The sequence below is a fragment of the Arenivirga flava genome (assembly GCF_030161575.1).
In the GTDB taxonomy this organism is placed as follows: Bacteria; Actinomycetota; Actinomycetes; order Actinomycetales; family Microbacteriaceae; genus Arenivirga; species Arenivirga flava.
The window spans coordinates 469,125-484,050 of the sequence record NZ_BSUL01000001.1 but is presented as its reverse complement, the minus strand read 5'-3'; the positions used below and the strand labels follow the sequence as shown (position 1 = coordinate 484,050).

General features: G+C 73.8%; 17 protein-coding genes and 1 riboswitch. Of the genes, 6 read left to right on the top strand and 11 right to left on the bottom strand.

The features are described from left to right. Positions 1–6: 6 nt before the first annotated feature. From QQK26_RS02375 to QQK26_RS02365, 3 genes are all read right to left on the bottom strand, one after another. On the bottom strand, positions 7–255 hold the full coding sequence (locus tag QQK26_RS02375) for a hypothetical protein (protein WP_284229675.1): 249 nt from the start codon (positions 253–255) through the stop codon (positions 7–9). Between the two features lie 154 nt (positions 256–409). Continuing rightward, positions 410–595, bottom strand: coding sequence for a hypothetical protein (locus QQK26_RS02370; protein ID WP_284229673.1), 186 nt, complete (start codon positions 593–595; stop codon positions 410–412). 47 nt (positions 596–642) lie between these two features. Beyond that, the gene (locus QQK26_RS02365; protein WP_284229671.1) at positions 643–1,674 is read right to left on the bottom strand and encodes an aldo/keto reductase; all 1,032 of its coding nucleotides are present in this window, start codon (positions 1,672–1,674) and stop codon (positions 643–645) included. Positions 1,675–1,715: 41 nt separating this feature from the next. On the opposite strand from QQK26_RS02365, the gene QQK26_RS02360 reads away from it, so the two are divergent. Then, positions 1,716–3,854: a RecQ family ATP-dependent DNA helicase gene (locus tag QQK26_RS02360; RefSeq protein WP_284229669.1), complete on the top strand. Its 2,139-nt coding sequence runs from the start codon at positions 1,716–1,718 to the stop codon at positions 3,852–3,854. Positions 3,855–3,859: 5 nt separating this feature from the next. Here the strand turns inward: QQK26_RS02360 and QQK26_RS02355 are convergent, their stop codons facing one another. Further along, the gene (locus QQK26_RS02355; RefSeq protein WP_284229667.1) at positions 3,860–4,960 is read right to left on the bottom strand and encodes a DNA alkylation repair protein; all 1,101 of its coding nucleotides are present in this window, start codon (positions 4,958–4,960) and stop codon (positions 3,860–3,862) included. A gap of 61 nt (positions 4,961–5,021) precedes the next feature. Here QQK26_RS02355 and QQK26_RS02350 point away from each other — a divergent pair, with 61 nt between their 5' ends. The 4 genes from QQK26_RS02350 (at position 5,022) to QQK26_RS02335 (ending at position 7,332) form a co-directional block, all read left to right on the top strand. After that, positions 5,022–5,522, top strand: a complete 501-nt coding sequence (locus QQK26_RS02350; protein ID WP_284229665.1) for a DUF805 domain-containing protein — start codon at positions 5,022–5,024, stop codon at positions 5,520–5,522. Positions 5,523–5,561: 39 nt separating this feature from the next. Next, positions 5,562–5,882 (top strand): hypothetical protein, encoded by a 321-nt coding sequence (locus QQK26_RS02345; protein WP_284229663.1) that lies wholly within the window; start codon positions 5,562–5,564, stop codon positions 5,880–5,882. A gap of 12 nt (positions 5,883–5,894) precedes the next feature. Further along, positions 5,895–6,428 carry an alpha/beta fold hydrolase gene (locus tag QQK26_RS02340; RefSeq protein ID WP_284229661.1) on the top strand — a complete coding sequence of 178 codons (534 nt, stop codon included), beginning with the start codon at positions 5,895–5,897 and terminating at the stop codon, positions 6,426–6,428. A gap of 220 nt (positions 6,429–6,648) precedes the next feature. Further along, positions 6,649–7,332 (top strand): RNase H family protein, encoded by a 684-nt coding sequence (locus QQK26_RS02335; RefSeq protein ID WP_431307976.1) that lies wholly within the window; start codon positions 6,649–6,651, stop codon positions 7,330–7,332. 217 nt (positions 7,333–7,549) lie between these two features. Here the strand turns inward: QQK26_RS02335 and QQK26_RS02330 are convergent, their stop codons facing one another. Genes QQK26_RS02330 through QQK26_RS02315 form a run of 4 tightly spaced genes read right to left on the bottom strand, consistent with a single transcriptional unit; the run spans position 7,550 to position 11,397 of the window. Next, positions 7,550–8,320: an energy-coupling factor transporter transmembrane component T family protein gene (locus QQK26_RS02330; RefSeq protein ID WP_284229659.1), complete on the bottom strand. Its 771-nt coding sequence runs from the start codon at positions 8,318–8,320 to the stop codon at positions 7,550–7,552. Then, entirely contained in the window at positions 8,317–10,164 is a 1,848-nt protein-coding gene (locus tag QQK26_RS02325) for an ABC transporter ATP-binding protein (protein ID WP_284229657.1), read from the bottom strand. Before QQK26_RS02325 ends, QQK26_RS02330 begins: the two co-directional genes overlap by 4 nt. Continuing rightward, positions 10,154–10,750 (bottom strand): ECF transporter S component, encoded by a 597-nt coding sequence (locus tag QQK26_RS02320; RefSeq protein WP_284229655.1) that lies wholly within the window; start codon positions 10,748–10,750, stop codon positions 10,154–10,156. The genes QQK26_RS02325 and QQK26_RS02320 overlap by 11 nt, the downstream gene beginning before the upstream one ends. Continuing rightward, positions 10,747–11,397, bottom strand: a complete 651-nt coding sequence (locus tag QQK26_RS02315; RefSeq protein WP_284229653.1) for a YkoF family thiamine/hydroxymethylpyrimidine-binding protein — start codon at positions 11,395–11,397, stop codon at positions 10,747–10,749. The genes QQK26_RS02320 and QQK26_RS02315 overlap by 4 nt, the downstream gene beginning before the upstream one ends. Positions 11,398–11,448: 51 nt before the next feature. Then, a riboswitch (TPP riboswitch) is annotated at positions 11,449–11,557 on the bottom strand. A 90-nt stretch (positions 11,558–11,647) separates the two neighbouring features. Here QQK26_RS02315 and QQK26_RS02310 point away from each other — a divergent pair. After that, entirely contained in the window at positions 11,648–11,959 is a 312-nt protein-coding gene (locus QQK26_RS02310; RefSeq protein ID WP_284229651.1) for a Dabb family protein, read from the top strand. A 78-nt stretch (positions 11,960–12,037) separates the two neighbouring features. Here QQK26_RS02310 and QQK26_RS02305 read toward each other — a convergent pair whose 3' ends face one another. Genes QQK26_RS02305 through QQK26_RS02295 form a run of 3 tightly spaced genes read right to left on the bottom strand, consistent with a single transcriptional unit; the run spans position 12,038 to position 14,888 of the window. Further along, complete coding sequence (locus QQK26_RS02305; protein WP_284229649.1) at positions 12,038–12,859, bottom strand: ABC transporter permease; 822 nt, start codon at positions 12,857–12,859, stop codon at positions 12,038–12,040. Continuing rightward, complete coding sequence (locus tag QQK26_RS02300) at positions 12,856–13,788, bottom strand: ABC transporter permease (protein WP_284229647.1); 933 nt, start codon at positions 13,786–13,788, stop codon at positions 12,856–12,858. The genes QQK26_RS02305 and QQK26_RS02300 overlap by 4 nt, the downstream gene beginning before the upstream one ends. Then, a complete protein-coding gene (locus QQK26_RS02295; protein WP_284229645.1) occupies positions 13,785–14,888 on the bottom strand; it encodes an ABC transporter ATP-binding protein in 1,104 nt (367 codons plus the stop codon). Before QQK26_RS02295 ends, QQK26_RS02300 begins: the two co-directional genes overlap by 4 nt. Positions 14,889–14,926: the final 38 nt, after the last annotated feature.

The following is a 14,926-nucleotide window of genomic DNA, read 5'->3' as shown; positions in this document are numbered from 1 at the left end:
TCCGGCTCACGCTTCGAGCACGGCCCGCAGCGAGGTCGCGAGGCGCTTCGCAGCGGCGAGCGGATCGCGCAGCGCGGGGCTCGCGACGGGGTGCGCGTCGAGCACCAGGCGCACAGCCTGCGCGGCGCCGTCCGGGAACAGCACGATCGTGCTGCGCAGCAGCGCCTCGCCGCGGCCGCCCGGACCGGCGGCGGCCTGCACCGACGAGATGCCGGCGACGGCGCCCTGCGGATGCGGGGACGACCACGAGCGCACCTCGCGCGCGCCGGCGGCCCGCGCCTCCGCCTCGATGCCGGCGAGGAAGGCCTCGGGCGAGTCGATCGCCCCCTCCCCTCCGCCTGCAGGAGGTCGATGCGCAGGCTCGCCTCGAGGCGCTCGGCGCGGGCGTCGGGCACGAAGACGAGGCCGATCAGCGGCTCCTCGAGCGCGAGACGCGCCTGCTCCGCGGCGAGCGCGCCGGCGAGCGCCGGGGTCGCCCCCGTTGCTGGGCGAGGTCGATCGCCCAGGCCCGTCCGGCGTGCAGGTCGCGCTCGACGGGCACGGGCAGCCAGTGCTCGGGCAGGTCCAGGGCGAGGTCGACGATCGGGGCGCTCATGGCGTCGAGCCTAGGGCGCGAGCCTCAGCACACGTCCGCGTCGGCCCTCACCAGCGCGGGTGCACCTCCGCGCGCAGCAGCCGGTCGTAGACCTCGTGCACGGCGGCGTCGAAGCCGGAGAGGTCGGTGCGGTCGTCGAGCAGCTGCGCGGCGGCGGCGTTCGACTCGGCCTGCCGCAGGTTGCGGGCTCCGGGGATGACGGTGGTCACGCCGCGCAGGCCGGCGATCCAGGCGAGCGTCGCGGCCGGGAGGCTCACGCCGTCGGGCAGCGCCGTCTGCAGCTCGCGCACCGCCTCGAGGCCGGTGGCGAAGTCGACGCCCGAGAACGTCTCGCCCTGGTCGAACGCCGAGCCGTCGCGGTTGTAGGTGCGGTGGTCGTTCTCGGCGAAGGTCGTCTCGGCGGTGTACTTGCCGCTCAGCAGGCCGCTGGCCAGCGGGACGCGCGCGAAGATCGCCACGCCCGCATCCGCCGCCGCCGGCAGCACCGCGTCGAGGGGCTTGAGGCGGAACGGGTTGATGATGATCTGCACGTTCGCGACGTTCGGGCGCGCGATGGCGGCGAGCGCCTGGTCGCTGGTCTCGACGGAGACCCCGTAGGCGGCGATGGAGCCCTCGGCGACGAGGGCGTCGAGCGCGTCGTAGGTGGCGTCGTCGTCGATGACGGCGCTCGGCGGGCAGTGCAGCTGCACCAGGTCGAGGCGGTCGACGCCGAGGTTCAGGCGCGAGCGACGGGTCCACTCCGCGAAGTGCTCGGGGGTGTAGTTGCCCGGCTCCTGGGGCAGCCGGCGGCCCATCTTCGTGGCGACGGTGACGCCCGCATCCGCTCGCTCGGCCGTCCGCTCGGCCAGGAAGGCGCCGATGAGCGCCTCGGAGCGGCCGTCGCCGTAGACGTCGGCGGTGTCGAAGAGGGTGACTCCGGCGTCGGCGGAGGCGCGCAGCACGGCGAGCGCGTCGTCCTCGGAGACGTCGCCCCAGTCGGCGCCGAGCTGCCAGGTGCCGAGGCCGATGGCGGAGAGCTCGCGGTCGAGACGGGGGCGGGGTGGTGCTGCATGGGGTGTCCTCTCTGACGGTGCGTCCATCCTCGCAGCCGGTGTCGGCGGTTCCTGCGACCATGGTGCGGATGAGCCACCTAGCGCACGACGCCCCCTCCGCCGAGCTGACCGACGAGGCGCTCGAGGCGCTGCGCGCCCTGACGGGGCGAGCGGATGCGGTCTTCCACGACGGCCAGCTCGAGGCCATCTCCGCGCTGGTGGAGCACCGGCGGCGCGCCCTGGTGGTGCAGCGCACCGGATGGGGCAAGTCGGCCGTGTACTTCCTGGCGTCGCTGCTGCTGCGACGGCGCGGTGCGGGGCCGACGCTGCTCGTCTCGCCGCTGCTGGCGCTCATGCGCGACCAGGTCGAGGCGGCGGCGCGCGCCGGGGTGCGGGCCGTGTCGGTGAACTCCGCGAACGCGCACGAGTGGCAGCAGGCGCAGGCGGCGCTGGCCGCCGACGAGGTCGATGTGCTGCTCGTCAGCCCCGAGCGGCTCAACAACCCGCGGTTCCGCGAGGAGCAGCTGCCGTCGCTCGTGGCGCGCATGGGGCTGCTGGTGGTGGACGAGGCGCACTGCATCAGCGACTGGGGGCACGACTTCCGGCCCGACTACCGGCGGCTGGCCGCCCTCATCCGCTCGCTGCCCGAGGGCGTGCCCGTGCTGGCGACCACCGCGACCGCGAACTCGCGGGTGGTGTCCGACGTCGAGGAGCAGCTGACCTCGGGGTCGAGCGCGCCGGTGTTCACGATCCGCGGCTCGCTCGCCCGCGCCTCGCTGCGCCTCGGCGTGCTGCGGCTGCCGGATGCGCGGGCCCGGCTGGGCTGGCTGCTCGCGCACCTGCGCGAGCTGCCGGGCAGCGGCATCGTCTACTCGCTGACCGTCTCGGGCGCCGAGGACACCGCGCGGCTGCTGAGTCGGGCCGGGCACGCGGTGGCCGCGTACACGGGGCGAACCGACAGCGAGGAGCGCGCGCAGCTGGAGCAGCAGCTCAAGCGCAACGAGCTCAAGGCGCTCGTCGCGACCAGCGCTCTCGGTATGGGCTTCGACAAGCCCGACCTGGGCTTCGTGGTGCACCTCGGCGCGCCCTCATCCCCCGTCGCGTACTACCAGCAGATCGGCCGCGCCGGCCGCGGCGTCGACAACGCCGACGTGCTGCTGCTGCCGGGGCCGGAGGACCGCGACATCTGGCAGTACTTCGCCAGCGCCTCCATGCCCACCGAGCAGCGCGCCGAGGCCGTGCTGGCCGCGCTCGACACCGAGCGTCCGCTGTCGACCATCGCGCTCGAGGGGCTCGTCGACATCAAGCGCACCACCCTCGAGCTGCTGCTCAAGGTGCTCGACGTCGACGGCGCCGTGCGTCGGGTGCAAAGCGGATGGGTGTCCACCGGCCATCCGTGGACCTACGACGCGGACCGCTACGAGCGCGTCGCGCGGGCCCGGGAGGACGAGCAGCAGGCGATGCTCGACTACGAGCGCACCGGCTCGTGCCGCATGCAGCTGCTGCAGGAGCAGCTCGACGACCCCGCCGCCGCCCCCTGCGGCCGCTGCGACGTCTGCGCCGGGGCCTGGTACCCCGGCGACGTGCCCGAGGACGCCTCGGGCGACGCCGCCCGCGCCCTCGACGGGGTCGGGGTCGAGATCGCCCCGCGCGCCCAGTGGCCCAGCGGCATGGAGTCGCTCGGCGTGCCCGTGCGCGGCAAGCTCGACCCGGGCGAGCGCGTGCTCGAGGGCCGCGTCGTCGCGCGCCTCACCGACCTCGGCTGGGGCGGCCCGCTGCGCACGCTCTTCGCGCCAGGCGCCGCGGACGGGCCCGTTCCCGCGCCGCTCGTGGACGCCTGCGTGCGCACCCTCAAGGACTGGCCCTGGGCGGAGCGCCCGACCGCCGTCGTCGCGATGCCCTCGCGCGGCCGCCCCCAACTGGTCGGATCGCTCGCGCAGGCCGTCTCGACCATCGGCCGCCTGCCGCTGCTCGGCACCCTCGACCTCGACGGCGCCCCGACCCGTCGAGGCGACGGCTCGGTGAACAGCGCCTACCGGCTCAGCGGCGTGTGGGAGGGCTTCGCGGTCGGCCCCGCGCTGGCCGCGGCGCTCGCAGGGCACCGCGGGCCGGTGCTGCTCGTCGACGACCTCGTCGACTCACGCTGGACGCTGACCGTCGCCGGGCGCGCGCTGCGCCGGGCGGGAGCGGATGCGGTGCTGCCGTTCGCGCTGGCGAGCGTGGGGTAGGGGTCCTACTCCGCCGCGACGAGCTCGAAGCGCGCGGGCTCGGTGGCGACCCCGTTGACCTGCAGGGCGATGGCGTGCTCGCCGAGGTGGTAGCGGCGGGTCGTGATCGTGCGGAACGGGTGGCGGCGCTCCACGCGCATCCGCTCGCCCGGTTGCAGCGCGGCCGTCGTCAGCTTGAAGGTCTTGGTCGTGAACGCGCCGTTCGCCTTGCGGTGGTGCACGACGTAGTCGATCGCGATGCGGGCGGGCTCGTCGCCGGCATTGCGAAGCTCGGCGGAGAAGCCGATCGAGCCCTCCATCGGCACCGAGACGGCGTCGAGCACCGGGCCGTCGACCTCGATGCTCGCCGGGGCGAAGCCGAGCAGGGCGAGCGCCGCCGGGTCGCCGCGCTTGACGAGGGTGCGCAGCGCGTGGCGCACGAGGGCGGGGGTCGTCGGCGCTGGGCGCTCGAGCCATCGCGCCGCCGTCGCGACGACGAGCACGCCGTGCTCGCGGCTGAGGTCGTTGAGGTGGTTCGCGACCGAGCGGCGCACGTACTCGCTCTCGTCGCGCTCCAGCGCATCGAGGATGGGCAGGGTCGCCTCCGGGCGTGCGACGAGCGCCGGCACGCGCAGGCCCCACGGCAGGAACGGGCGGCTGCCCTCGCTGGCGAGCCGGCGCACGTGCTCGTCGGGGTGCGTCGTCCAGCCGAGCATGATGGCGAGGCCGCGGTCGGGGTCGTGCCGCAGCAGTGTGCGGACGGAGAACTCGGCCGTCAGCCTGCCCGTCAGCTCGGCCTGCAGCGCCATCGCGTCGTCGAACGCCTCCGCTCCTCCGTCCTCCACGGCGCGCTGGGCGATCGCGCCGAGGACGGGCCAGATCGTCCATCCGGTGAGCGCCGGGTCGGCGGCCGCGTCGCGCACGAGGCGGGCGAGAGCCGGGTAGCCGGCCGGTGCATCCGCCAGCAGTGCGTCGCGCAGCAGATCGGCCCGCTCGCGCAGGGCCAGGGGCGCGAGCGCGGACTCGGCGGCGGCGAGCGATTCGGGGCGCCGACCGAGGGCGCCGGCGATGCTGCGCGTCATGGCGGCGGCCTGCTCGGGGCCGAGCAGCTCGTCGGCGAAGGGCATGGGCGGGCTCCGTTCGGGTGGTGGTGACCATCCTGGCGCGCTCGGGCCTAGGCTCGCAGGCATGGGGCGGATGGGGATCGTCGACGAGATCGACGTGCGGGACGCACCGCTGCGCGGGGCGACGCTCGCGCAGGCGATGGGGCGGTTCCTGTCGCACGGGCTGCGCATCCGCGGCAGGGCCAGTCGCAGCGAGTACTGGTGGTGGATGCTCGTGCAGGCCGCCGTGTCGCTGGTGCTGGTCGCGGGGGTGCCGGCACTGCTCGGCTACGGGGCGAACCCGGTCGTGTTGAGTCTGGCCGGACCCTTCGCGACGTTCCCCGTCCTGGAGTCGACGGGGCCGGAGGGCACCACGCCAGGCCTGGTCGTGGCCGCCAACATGCTCTTCATCGCCCTGGCGCTCGGCACCGTGCTGCCCGGCATCACCGTGGCGGTGCGGCGGCTGCACGACGCGAACTTCTCGGGGCTCTGGCTGCTCGTCTCGGGGCTTCCGCTCGGGCCGTTCGTGCTGGCGCTCATGCTGCTGCGGTCGTCGCAGCCGGAGGGCGAGCGCTTCGACTGCTGAGGGTTGCGGGGTGCTCCCCCACTTCAGGAGACTGCTCGCATGGGGGCCGCCCACATCATCCTGTTGACCATCGGCATCGCGGGCGTACTCGTCGGGACGCTGCTCGATGCTCGCGATGCAGGACCCGAGGCCCTCACCTACCGCCGCGGCGTCCCGTCCCACGGTTGGCACCGGCACCTGCTGCGCGCCGGCTCCCTGTTCGCGATCCTGTTCCCCCTGCTCGACGCACCGGCGCTGCCGCAGTCGTGGTCCGCGCTCGTCGTCGGCGCGATCATCGCTCTCGTCGTCGGCGGCAGCGAGCTGCTCGCCGTGACCGTGCACAACCGCACGCGCATCGAGCGGATGCGGCGGGGCCTGTAGGCGCATCCGCTCGTGATCCGCGTCCACCCGGGCTTCCCGCTCACGCACGAGGACTACCTCCCGTTGCTGGAGCGGATGCAGGGTTGGCCGGTCGCTGCGATCGCGCATTCGCTCGGCGCGCTCGACGCGCTGGGTGAGCCGATCGACGGTACGACCATTCTTCTGGCGCCGAGCGTTCCGCGGCGCCGATCCGGCAGGCCCGCACTCCGCGCCCTCCTGCTTGCCGCGCACCGGTCACCGTGGTCGACCGCACTGGCCGAGCGGCTGCGCATCGCGACCTTCCACCGCTACGGTGCATCCGCTCCGCTCGGCTCCGCTCTGCCGCTCGACAGCGCGGCTTCGCGCCTGCGGACGCCGCATCGGATCGGGCGACCGCAGGGCCCGCTGCTGGTGGTCTGCGCCGAGGGCGATCCGCGTCGACCTACGCAGGAACGCTTCGCAGCCGAGCTCGGCGCGGAGGTGCTGCAGGCGCCCGGGGGCCATCTGTTCCCCGTGACGCATCCTGCGGAGACCGCTGCGGCGCTCGCGGCCGCGCTGCTGCGCTGAGCCTGGGGCGGCTCCCCGTCTCCGAGGCGACACGTCGGATGCACGGTGTGACCTGCCCCTGGCGCGGAGACGCCGTGCGCGAGTCAGCATCCGAGCGACGACTCAGCAGCTTCTGCGGTGCTGAGTCGTCGTTCGGGTGATGAGTCATGGGGTGGGAGCGCGGCGCGGCGCGGCCGGCCGCGCATCCGCTCGTGTCCTCGGGCTTCCCTACGATGGGTCGGTGACGATCACCGCTGCAGCCGACGGATCCGCCCTCAAGAACCCAGGCCCGGCGGGCTGGGCCTGGTACGTGGACGACGACTGCTGGGCCGCGGGCGGCTGGCCGCACGGCACGAACAACATCGGCGAGCTGCAGGCGGTGCTGGAGCTGTTCCGGGCGACCGCGCACGTCGACGACGATCTGCTGGTGCTCTGCGACAGCCAATACGTGATCAACTCCGTGACGCAGTGGATGCCGGGCTGGAAGCGCAAGGGCTGGCGCAAGGCCGATGGCAAGCCGGTGATGAACGTCGAGCTGCTCAAGGAGATCGACGCCGCGATCCAGGGGCGCCGCTACCGCTTCGAGTGGGTGAAGGGGCATGCCGGCCACGACCTCAACGAGGCGGCGGATGTGCGCGCCCGTGCCGCGGCCGAGGCGTTCCAGCGCGGCACGGCCGTGCCGAGCGGACCGGGCTTCACCCGCGGCGGCGGCGCGCCCGCGCCAGTGACCGCGCGTCCCGCCGAGCGGGTGCTCGCCGAGCCTGCCGCCGACACCCTCTTCGACGGGTTGTTCGAGCTCGACGAGGCCGCCGCGCCCGCGCACGAGCTGACGCTGCGGCTCGACGATGCCGAGCACCGGCGCCTGCTGCAGCGCGCCAAGGCCGCCGGCCGCAGTCCCGAGGAGCTGCTGCGCGGGCTCATCTGAGCCGCGGCCGCGCACAACGGTGGACGGCGCCGCACTGCGGCCACGCACAGCGATGGTCGGCATGCCGCGCTGACATCGCCGAGCTGTTCGGCCTGAGGTGCGTCGTCCCTTCGAAAACGAAGGAGCTCGCGGCGAGGTGCCGGCGTGTTGCGCCCTGCAACCGGCGTGTCGTCGAGATCTCCTTCGTTTTGGTGAAGAGGGGTCGGGGTTGGGCGGGTCAGACCGCGTGCCAGCCGAGGGTGAGCGCGCAGGCGGCGACCACGGCGGCGACGGCCAGGGCCACGGCGGCCGCCAGGAGCGCATCCGCTCGGGTCAGCGGCACGGGGTGCCAGACGGTGCGCGGGCCGTCGCCGAGTCCGCGGCTCTCGAGGGCGAGGGCGATGCGCTCCGAGGAGCGGATGGAGACGACGAGCAACGCGAACGCGGTACGCCCGAAGCCGGCGAGGCCGAAGCGCGGACGGCCGCGGCGGTCGAGCGGAGCGCGCACCGTCTGGGCGGCGCGGATGGTCGCCCAGCGCTCCGGTGTCGCCTCGAGCATGCGGTGCCCGGCGAGCAGCGCCGCCGCGTAGCGGGGGCTGAGCCGGGCGTGCTGCACGAGGCTGGTCATGAGCTCGCGCGGCGGCGTCGACGCGAGGAACGCGAGGCTCGCCGTGCCGATGACGAAGCCGCGCAGCGCGAAGGCGAGCCCGAGCACGGTGCCCTCGGCCGAGAGGTGCACCGGCGCGTCGAGGAGCGGCGCACCGGGCCGGGTGAGGGCGTTGACCGACACCACCCCGATCGCGAAGAGCAGGAACGGCAGCTGTGCCAGCAGCAGCCGGCGCCAGCCGATCCCGGCCGCCCAGCGCGCGACGGCGAGTGCCAGCAGCCAGAGCGCCAGCAACGGCGCCGGCGCGTCGAGCAGGATCACGCCGAGCGAGACGACCAGCAGCACCGCGGCCTTGGCCGTGGGATTGCGGCGGGCGAGCGGAGCCACGCCGGCGGCGGTCACGCGGGAGCCCCGGTCGAGGCGGTGGCGAATGGATGCGCGGAGCTGATCCCCCGGTCGACAGCCGGCGGCGCCCCGCCGAGGTCGACCTCGCCGCGCAGCGCCTGCGCCGCGGCCTCCAGGCGGGCCAGCTCGTCGCGCAGCGCGGCGTCGTCGACCGCGCGGGCGGCGAGGGCGCGCAGCAGGCGCGACGGGCGCAGGCCGGCGGCGACGTGCATCCGCTCGTCCCGCAGCAGCGCCAGCGGCGTCGTGTCGGCGAGCAGCCGGCCGTCCGCGAGCACGAGCACGCGGTCGGCGTGTGCGGCGACCGCGCGCAGGTCGTGGCAGGCGAGCAGCACGGCGCCCCCGGAGTCCGCGGCCTCGCGCAGCGCCCCGAGCGCGGCGGATGCGGCGTGGCGGTCCAGACCGAAGGTCGGTTCGTCGGCGAGCAGCACGCGGCGCTCGTGCACGAGCATCGCCGCCAGGCTGAGCCGGCGCTGCTGGCCGCCGGAGAGCCGGTGCGGGCTGCGCTCGGCGAGCCGTTCGAGCCCGAAGCGCTCGAGCATCGGACCGATGCGGTCCTGCAGCGATGCGGGCAGCCCGACGGCCAGTTCGGCGCGGACCGTCGACGCGGCGAACTGATGCTCGGGGTGCTGGAACACCATGCCGGCGCGCTCGCCGCGCACGCTGCCGGCCAGCGGACGCGTGAGGCCGGCCAGCGCGGTGAGCAGCGTCGTCTTGCCCGTGCCGTTGGCGCCGACGAGCGCCACGACCTCCCCGGGGCGCAGCGCCAGGTCGAACCCCTCGAGCACCGGTGCGCGGCGGTGCCCGACGGCGACTCCCTCGGCGCGCAGCAGCGGTTCGGCGGTGAGGGCGCCGAGCGGATGCACGCGCCCGGTGCCCGGCGGATCGCTGCGAGCCGCCGGGGTCGTCACGGACGCGACGGCACCCGCTCCGGGATCGCAGGACGCCGACGGGTCGGGGCCGACCGCGAGCTCGCCGGACCGGCCGCTCGCCCGGCTCGCCTCCCCCAGCACCGCGGCGAGCGCCGCCTCGAGCTCGAGGTCCCGGTCCCCGGCGAGCGCCGCGAGCTCGAGGTCGGCCGGCAGCCAGCAGCCGAGCGCGATCAGCTCGCGCAAGGTCTCGACGTCGAGCGCTTCCCGGTGCCCCTGCCAGCGGACCCGCCCGGTGGGTCCGAGCACCAGCCAGCGCTCGGGCAGCGCGGCGGCCCCCGCGTCGCCCGCCAGCTCGTCGAGCCGGTGCTCCACGAGCACGCTCGCGGCGCCGGTGGCCGCGCGCGCCGTCTCGAGGGCGGCGCGCACCGCGTCGATGCCGGCGGCGTCGAGCATCGCCGTGGGCTCGTCGAGCAGCAGCGCGGCGGGCTCGGCGGCGATGGCGGCGGCGAGGGCCACGCGCTGCAGCTCGCCGCCGGAGAGCTCCCCCGTGCCGCGGTGGCGCAGGTGCGCCGCCCCGGCTCGGGCGAGCGCGACATCGACGGCCGGCTCGATGGCGGAGCGGGGCATCGCGAGGTTCTCCAGGGGGAAGGCGACCTCCTGCTCGACCGTGGCGAGGCACACCCCCGAGACCGGGTCCTGGGCGACGACCCCGGCGTGCGCGGCGAGGCCGGCCACCGTAGCTGAGGCGACGTCGTGGCCGGCCAGCTTGGCGCATCCGCTCACCGTCGCCCGGAAGGCGTGCGGGATCGCACCGTGCAGCAGCCGCAGCAGCGTGCTCTTGCCGCTGCCGGAGGGGCCGAGCACGAGCATCCGCTCCCCCGGCCCCAGGGACAGGTCGACGGGGCCGACGCCATCGCCCGAGGGCAGCACGGCCTCGAGCGAGCGGGTCGCGACGACCGGCTCAGCCGACACGGCGGGGCCCGCCGAGCGCCGCATCCGCTCGACCAATGGCGAACTCGTCGAGCACGCCGGTGCGCCGCAGCGCGTCGACGATGACCTTAGCGAGCAGTCCGCCGAGCACGAGGCCCGAGACGAGCTGCATGCCGAGGCGCAGCAGCAGGATCTCCTGCCCGAACCACCCGAAGCGGAACGCCGAGTAGAAGAACACGAGCAGGGCGCCGAGCACCCCGCTGAGCGCGTAGACCCACCAGCCGAAGCGGCGGTACCGGGTGAGGGCGAAGGGCAGCTCGCTGCCGAGTCCCTGCAGGGTCGCCGCGATGAGCAGGGTGGGTCCGGCCGGCGAGCCGAGGAAGACGACCTCGATGACGGAGGCGATGACCTCGGCGAGGATGCCGACGAACGGCCTGCGGATGATCGCGATGGCGATGGGCGCGACGAGCAGCCAACCGCCCAGCAGCACGTGCTGCGCGAGGTCGCCGGCGGGCCCCATCGCGATGGCGAGGCCGTTCCAGGCCTGCACGAGCGCCCAGTAGAGGAAGCCGAAGACCACGCCGAGCATGACGAGCAGCACGATGTCGCGCAGGGCCAGCCGCCTCATCGCTGCACCCCCGCGTGCGACGGGCTGTTCAGCGACAGCGTCAGGTGGCTCGTGACGTGCTGCACGCTGCGGCCGACGAGCGTCCAGCCGGCGAAGGCGGTGGCGAGCACGTCGCCGACATCGCCCTCGAGACGGGTGACGAAGTGCTCGCTGCCGCGGAAGGTGCCGTTGCCGCGGGCGAAGTCGATGGCGGCGTGGATGTCGCTCATGTGGTCGGCGCCCGGGGCGTCGGCGAGCGGGTAGAGCGCCCATTCCGCCGCGGTCCAGCGGCCGGTGCGCTCGCCCCGCAGCGTCTCGACGCCGCGCGCGCCGGCGCCGCCGGACAGCTCGCAGACCGCCTCGCCGGGGCAGCCGCGCGAGAGGTGCACGGTGACGCTGGCGTGGTGCCCGCCGGCGGCGACGGATGCGGTGAGCTGCGTGATCGCGCGCAGCAGGTCGCCCTCGGCGCCGCCCAGGTAGGTGCTCACGTCGCCCGTGTCGACGACGAGTCCGCTGGTATCGGTGGCGGCGAGAGCGCCCAGGATCACGGCCGCGTAGTCGTCGGCCATGATCGAGACGGTCACGCGCGCGCCGACGCCGAAGCGCAGCGGGTCGTCGCGGAGCTCGGCCGCCTCGGCGGCGGTGCGGGCGATGGAGGTGGTGGTCATGCGGTTCGCTCCCGGTGCTCGAGAGCACGGGAGGACGCACGCCGACCTGGCATGGCCCTGCTGATCGCTTCCTGCGCCGGCATGATCCGGATCAGGTTCGACGGTCGGAGTTGGAGAACTCCCTCTCAGCCCGACTCATCGGACTCCCGTGCTTCGGCGCCACGGTAGCAGCGTCGTCGGGTGCGGCGCGAGCCCCGCCACCGACCGCGCGATCCCCTGCACCGTGCAGGTTCGGAGCTAGCCTCGGATCATGATCATCCACACCGTCTGCTTCACGCTGCGCCACGAGTCCGGCTCCGCCGAGGAGGCCGACTTCCTGCGCACCGCCCGACGCGACCTCACCGGCATCCCCGGGGTGCACGACTTCACCATCGCCCGCCAGACCGGACGGCACAGCGATCTGCAGTTCCAGTTCTCGATGGCGTTCGAGGACCAGGCGGCCTACACCGCCTACGACCAGCACCCGGTGCACCAGGCCTTCGTGCAGGAGCGCTGGCTCGTCGAGGTCGCCGACTTCACCGAGTTCGACTTCGTGCCCGACGAGACGCTCGGCGCCGCCTGATCGGCGAGGGGGCGCCCCGCGGCCATTCCGCGGGAGCCCCCGAGCGGACGCGGGCGGCGCGACCCGCATCCGCTCGCATCAGGCCAGGGTGCGCTTGAGCCCCATCAGCCGCTCGACGACCACCACGACCACCGCGCTGAACACGATGAGCACGACCGACAGCGCCGCGACCGCCGCATCCGCCGAGTACTCGACGTAGCGGAGGATCTGCACCGGCAGGGTCGGGCGGCCGGACTCGGCGACGAACAGCGAGATGACGGCCTCGTCGAAGGAGACGATGAAGGCGATGACGCCGCCCGCGATCACGCCCGGCCGGATGATCGGCAGCGTGACCCTGCGGAACACGGTGAAGGCGTTCGCACCGAGCACCCGCGCCGCCTCCTCGCAGGAGGTGTCGCTCGTCGCCAGGCTCATGAGGGTGGTGCGCACCACGTACGGCAGGGTGATGCCGATGTGGCCGAGCACGATCGACTCGTAGGTGTTCGTGAGGCCGAGCGGGCCGAGGACCAGCACCAGGCCGAGCGCGATCACGATCGTCGGCACGAGCAGCGGCGAGAGGAAGAACGACGACAGCGCCGCCTTGCCGGGCACGTCGTAGCGGTCGAGCGCCAGCGCGGCCGAGACGCCGATGACCAGCACGATGAGCGTCGCCGCGCTCGCCGTGATGAGGCTCGTCTGCAGGCCCTGCATGAAGCCGGCCTGCTGCGGCAGCTCCGCGAACCAGCGCAGCGTGAAGCCCTCGGGCGGGAACGAGAGGTACTGGTTCGAGCTGAACGCGATGACGACCACGATGAGCAGCGGTGCCAGCAGGAACAGGTACGACAGCGCCACGATCACGCGGAAGGCCATGGCGCCACCGTCCACGCGCTTCTTGAACGGGGCGGGAGCGGATGCGGTCATCGGTCGATTCCCAACTTGCGGACGAGCGCCTGGTAGCCGGCGATCATCGCGCCGAAGAGCAGGAGCAGCAGGATGGACAGGGCGGCCGCGAAGGGCCAGTTGATGAGGCCGGTCGCCTGGTCGTAGATCTCGGTGGCGAGCACCCGCACCGCGCCGCCGCCCAGCAGCCGTGGCGTGACGAAGGTGCTGATGGCGAGGACGAAGACGAGCAGGCCGGCGGCCAGCGCGCCGGGCAGGCTGAGCGGCAGGGTGACCTTGAGGAAGGTGCGGATGCGGTTGGCGCCGAGCGAGCCCGCCGCCTCCTCGAGGCGCGGATCGAGCTTGCCGAAGCCGGACATCATGGCGAGGATCGCGTAGGGCATGAAGATCTCGGTGAGGCCGATGATGACGCCGGTGAAGTTGTTCGCCAGCTGTAGCGGGATCGTGATGAGCCCGAGGTCAATGAGCGTGCCGTTGATGAGGCCACCGCCGCCGAGGATCACCATCCAGCCGTAGGTGCGCACGACCGCCGAGGTGAGCAGCGGTGCGATGGCCAGGGCGATCAGCACGCTCTTGAACCGGCTCTGCGAGCGCATGAGGAACAGCGCGATCGGGTACGCGACGATCACGCAGAGCACCGCGACGGTGAGTCCCATCAGGAACGTGTCGAGCGTGACCTTCCAGTAGTACGGGTCTTCGACCGCTCGGGCGAAGGTGTCGAGCGTGAAGGTCTCCTCGATGACGCCGTCGCTGGAGCCGCGGTTGAACGCCATCCGCACCATGTAGAGCAGCGGGGCGACGAAGCTGCCGAAGAGGCCGAGGATCGCGGGCGCGGCGAGCAGCCAGAACGTGCGGCGCTGCCTGGTGCGGCTGCGCCGCTCCTCGGCGCTGCGCTGCAGCGGCGGATGCTCCCCCTGCGCGACCGTGCGGATCGCCTGCGTGGCGGTCACGGTGCCCGCACCTCCTCCGGCAGCACGTAGGCGTCCTCCGCCGCCCAGCGGACCGTCGCCTGCTCGCCGCGAGCGGGGATGGTGCCGTCGGCCGTGTGCCGCTCGACCTGCAGCAGCACGTCGCCGAGGCGGATGCTGTAGCCGAGCGCGTCGCCGGTGTAGCTCACGTTCTCGATCGTGCCCGTGAGACCCCCGGGCTGCGCGCCCAGCTCGACCTGCACGCGGTGCGGCCGCACGAGCACGGTGCGCTGCGAGCCCTCGAGGCCCGCCTCGCCAATGGCCTCCGAGGTGCCGATCCCGGGCACGTCGATGCGGTAGACGGTCTCGCCCTTCGAACCGGTGCCCGACGCCGCAGCGACGCTCGCCTCGAAGAGGTTGGCCCGGCCGATGAAGTCGGCCACGAAGCGCGTGCGCGGGCGCTCGTAGATGTCGGCGGGCGTGCCGAACTGCTCGATGAGCCCGCCGTTCATGACCGCGATGCGGTCCGCCATGTCGAGCGCCTCGTCCTGGTCGTGGGTGACGAACAGGGTCGTGGCCCCGGTGCGGCGCTGGATCGAGCGGATCTCGGTGCGCATCGTCTCGCGGAGCTTCGCGTCGAGGTTCGACAGCGGCTCGTCGAGCAGCAGCAGCGTCGGCTCGACGACGAGGGCGCGGGCGAGCGCGACGCGCTGCTGCTGGCCGCCGGAGAGCTCCTTCGGGTGCCGGCTCGCGAGGTGGCCGAGCTTGACCATGTCGAGCGCGTTCCTGACGAGCTCGGTCTGCTTGCTCTTCGCGACCCTGCGCATCTGGAGCCCGAAGGCCACGTTGGCGGCCACGTCCATGTGCGGGAAGAGCGCGTAGGACTGGAACACCATGCCCATCCCGCGCTCGTGCACCGGGGTGGCGGTGATGTCGCGCCCGTCGACGACGATGCGTCCGGCCGTGGGGTCCATGAGGCCGGCGACCATGCGCAGCGTCGTGGTCTTGCCGCAACCGGAGGGGCCGAGGAGCGCCACGAGGTGGCCCTCCTCGACCTCCATGTCGAGACGGTCGACCGCCGGCGCGAGGCCTGCCCGGTACTGCTTGGTGAGTCGATCGAGGGTGAGTTTGACGGCGGTCATGATGGGTGTCTCCGGTAGCGGTTCGATCGGATGCGGGC

Bases quoted from the DNA above. Each gene is read 5' to 3' on its own strand.
- QQK26_RS02370 (WP_284229673.1), bottom strand. From the start codon at position 595: ATGAGCGCCCCGATCGTCGACCTCGCCCTGGACCTGCCCGAGCACTGG.
- QQK26_RS02365 (WP_284229671.1), bottom strand. From the start codon at position 1,674: ATGGACGCACCGTCAGAGAGGACACCCCATGCAGCACCACCCCGCCCC.
- QQK26_RS02360 (WP_284229669.1), top strand. From the start codon at position 1,716: ATGAGCCACCTAGCGCACGACGCCCCCTCCGCCGAGCTGACCGACGAG.
- QQK26_RS02355 (WP_284229667.1), bottom strand. From the start codon at position 4,960: ATGCCCTTCGCCGACGAGCTGCTCGGCCCCGAGCAGGCCGCCGCCATG.
- QQK26_RS02350 (WP_284229665.1), top strand. From the start codon at position 5,022: ATGGGGCGGATGGGGATCGTCGACGAGATCGACGTGCGGGACGCACCG.
- QQK26_RS02345 (WP_284229663.1), top strand. From the start codon at position 5,562: ATGGGGGCCGCCCACATCATCCTGTTGACCATCGGCATCGCGGGCGTA.
- QQK26_RS02320 (WP_284229655.1), bottom strand. From the start codon at position 10,750: ATGAGGCGGCTGGCCCTGCGCGACATCGTGCTGCTCGTCATGCTCGGC.
- QQK26_RS02315 (WP_284229653.1), bottom strand. From the start codon at position 11,397: ATGACCACCACCTCCATCGCCCGCACCGCCGCCGAGGCGGCCGAGCTC.
- QQK26_RS02310 (WP_284229651.1), top strand. From the start codon at position 11,648: ATGATCATCCACACCGTCTGCTTCACGCTGCGCCACGAGTCCGGCTCC.
- QQK26_RS02305 (WP_284229649.1), bottom strand. From the start codon at position 12,859: ATGACCGCATCCGCTCCCGCCCCGTTCAAGAAGCGCGTGGACGGTGGC.
- QQK26_RS02295 (WP_284229645.1), bottom strand. From the start codon at position 14,888: ATGACCGCCGTCAAACTCACCCTCGATCGACTCACCAAGCAGTACCGG.